Source organism: Micromonospora sp. LOL_025, from assembly GCF_048060285.1.
Taxonomy (GTDB): domain Bacteria; phylum Actinomycetota; class Actinomycetes; order Mycobacteriales; family Micromonosporaceae; genus Micromonospora.
The window spans coordinates 1-1,697 of sequence record NZ_JBHMIR010000089.1; the positions used below are offsets into that span (position 1 = coordinate 1).

1 protein-coding gene is annotated in these 1,697 nt (G+C 72.4%); it reads left to right on the top strand.

The features are described from left to right. The coding region (locus tag ACFHW0_RS31590; protein WP_416613281.1) for a condensation domain-containing protein at window positions 1–1,697 on the top strand (1,697 nt) is incomplete at both ends.

Genomic DNA, 1,697 nt, shown 5'->3' on the forward strand with positions numbered 1-1,697 from the left:
CTGCCGGAGTACATGATCCCGGCCGAGTTCGTCGCCGTGGAGGCGATCCCGCTCAACGCCAACGGCAAGGTAGACCGGGCCGCCCTCTGGGACGCCGCGGTGCCGGCGCACCGGCAGCACGTCGCCCCGGCGACGGAGCTGGAGGAGCGGTTGGCGGAGATCTGGAGCCGGGTGCTCCAGGTGGAGCAGGTCAGCACCCAGGAGAGTTTCTTCGACCTCGGCGGGCACTCCATCAGCGCCATCGCGCTCGTGGGCGCGCTGCGCGGCGCCGGTCACCCGGTCTCGGTGCGCGACGTCTTCGTGCACCGCACCGTCGCCGCCCTGGCGCGGCACCTCGCCGGCGGGAACGACGTCGAGGCGGCGCCCGCCTTCCGGGCGGTCGCCCCGTTCAGCCTGCTCGACGACGCCGACCGGGCCGCCCTGTCCGCCGGGCTCGCCGACGCGTACCCGTGCGCGCAGGTGCAGCTCGCCATGCTGGTGGTCACCCTCTCCGACTCGGAGCGACGCACCTACCACAACGTGTCGGCGTTCCCGATCCGCGACGAGCACGCCTTCGACGGCGACGCGCTGCGCCGGGCCGTGCGGACCGTCGTGGACCGGCACGAGATCCTGCGTACGTCGTTCGACCTGACCGGTTTCTCGGTGCCGATGCAGCTCGTGCACGCCGAGGTGCCCGTCGACGTCACGCTGCTCGACCTGCGCGACGGCACGGACGAGGAGGCCGAGAGCCGGCTGCGGGCGTACCTGGCCGCCGAGCGGTCCCGGCCGTTCACCCCCGACCAGGTCCCGCAGATGCGCATCGCCGGGGCGGCCGGCCGCAACCACACGTGGTGGTTCGTGCTGACCATGTCGCACGGCATCCTCGAGGGCTGGAGCCACCACTCGCTGCTGATGGAGATCCTCGACAACTACCGCAGCCTGCGCGACACCGGCGCGCCGGCCACGTTCGAGGCGCCCCCGGTCCGCTACGCCGACTTCGTGGCCGGCGAGATCGAGGCGCTGGCGTCGGCCGAGGACCGCGACTACTGGCAGGGCGTCGTCGCCCGGCCGGTCTTCGAGCTGCCCGCCGGCTGGGGCGAGGACGAGTCGGTCCCGGAGTACGAGTGCGGCACCCGCGTCCCCCTGCACGACCTGATGGACGACCTGCGCGAGCTGGCCAGCCGTACCGACACGTCGCTGAAGAGCGTGCTGCTGGCCGCGCACCTGAAGGTGATGAGCCAGCTCACCGCCGAGCCCGTGTTCACCAGCGGGCTGGTCAGCCACGGCCGGCCCGAGGTGACCGGCGCCGACCGGGTCTACGGGATGCACCTGAACACGCTGCCGTTCGTGCACGACGCGGGCGCGCGGACCTGGCGCGAGCTGATCCGGGGCACGTACGCCGGGGAACTGGAGCTGTGGCCGCACCGCCGCTACCCGCTGCCGGCCGTGCAGCGACTCGGCGACGGGCGCCGGCCGATCGAGATCCTCTTCAACTACCTCGACTTCGAGCAGGTCGACACCGAGCGGGTCGACTTCGACGACGCGATCTACGAGGCCAGCGGCGAGTTCGGCCTGCACGTCTCCACACTCGGCGGCGTCCTCAACATCCTGGCCCGGCCGCACCAGGTCAGCTACCCCAACGTCCTGCGCCTCGGTGGCATGTACCGGGCGGTGTTGGAGGCGATGGTCGCCGACGTGGACGGTGACGCGTCGGTGGT